The organism is Burkholderia sp. HMSC10F09, from assembly GCF_001806955.1.
GTDB lineage: Bacteria > Pseudomonadota > Gammaproteobacteria > Burkholderiales > Burkholderiaceae > Burkholderia > Burkholderia multivorans.
Genome location: NZ_KV786785.1, coordinates 1 through 1520 on the forward strand (window position 1 = coordinate 1; position 1520 = coordinate 1520).

At 57.0% G+C, this 1520-nt stretch carries 2 protein-coding genes; both read right to left on the minus strand.

Going from position 1 to position 1520, the window contains the following annotated elements; all coding sequences use genetic code 11:
- Window positions 1-522, minus strand: a 522-nt coding sequence (locus HMPREF3115_RS29575; protein ID WP_083302241.1) for a DUF3304 domain-containing protein, incomplete at its 3' end; no start/stop codon positions are given.
- 131 nt (window positions 523-653) lie between these two features.
- Entirely contained in the window at window positions 654-1508 is an 855-nt protein-coding gene (locus HMPREF3115_RS18470) for a type VI secretion system Vgr family protein (RefSeq protein ID WP_256276265.1), read from the minus strand.
- Window positions 1509-1520: the final 12 nt, after the last annotated feature.

Genomic DNA, 1520 nt, shown 5'->3' on the forward strand with positions numbered 1-1520 from the left:
ATCAGGATCGTCGTCTCCCGGACGTACCGCTACCGAATTACGACCATTGGCGTTGCCGTCAGCCACCATAAGCTTGACCCGATCTCCCGGTAAAAAGATCGCCCATACGCCCCCTGATCGGCTTCCGTCATACTGCGGAATTCGAACATTCTCGGCCTTGTACCAGCCCGACGTCTTCTCGTTCTTTTTGTCGACCAACCACCGCACCGTCAACCGCAGGTCAGGCTGCCATTCTCTGGGGTAACGCGTACAGCATTGGCCTCCCGAATGCCCTGGATAACCGTCCTCTTCCATCGGCGACATGTTCCCACCTCCACCACCGATTCTTGTTCCCTTCGGCCCAGAAATCGAGAATGTGTGGATGTACCACGGCGTATAATTCATCGAACGTGAATCACCACTATTCAGCTCGACTGTCTTCGGCATCTCGACCGTAGACGACTCATCGGCATGCAAACCAGCGCATCCCGCGACAAACACCAGCAGGACCACAAGAACCCCACTCAATCGATTTGCTGTCATTCGATACCTCTATCGCTAGAGAACTACACTCACGCCTCAGCGCGTTGTGCGATTTTCCCGACCGCCTCGTTAAGGTTCTTGGCGTCCAAGCGTCACATCATCAGAAAACTTCACTTTCCAGGTCTCCCCGTCTATCTCAATACAAGTGCCGTCCCACTTCGCGCTGCCTTCATCAAGCATTCGATACAAATCTTCTTCGGAGCGAGATCGACTGCCTGGCTCAAAGGCCCCGGAAGCTGGTGAAACGACGCATGGGCAAGAAATTTTCCGGACGTGCCGTGCACGATTCCCGACGCATCCATATTCGTGAAACTACCGTTGACCTCGAAACGGATTTTTCGCTTCCCGCGCAAGATGATTTCGTCTGCCTCGAGAAGGATCTGTTTCTGCGCACGCGCAACGATCGATTGCGTCAACGCGTGAAGCACGATATCGCCGGCCGCTGAAACAAATTTCACGATCCCCTTTTGGGCGACGAAACGGATGGTGTCGCGTATGCTGGCGAAAAAACTGCTGCCGCTCGCGATCCCGACATGCCCCTCGCTGGTCACCGCGACCTGTTGCGCAGCGACGTGCGCGGTGGCGGGCGTAACGAGTTGAACGCCTGCCTTGCCGGCAATCACGAGATGCGGCTCGGCCAATTCGGCAAACGGATTCGCCTCGCTTGCTCGGCCGCGAATCTGTTCGTTCTGTCGGGAAATCGCTTTGGCCACATCCGACTGGTGCCCGTCGACATCCTGCGCCTCCGCCTCCTGAGCCGCCTTGCTCATGAAGTCGTGAAGCCTATGGGCGTCGTCGAGTTGGGACAGCGTCTCGGACATGCTCTTTACTTGCCCATCCGCTCCCGGCCTACCTTGGGTGGTAATCAGCATTCCCATCGCCGATCGCACTACCCCCCACAAACCCGTTGCAAGCTCAAAGCCTCGACCCCGCTCCTCCTGCCGCCCCGCATTCCCCGCAATACGCGTGATGTACCCCAGATTCAACTGCGAACACCC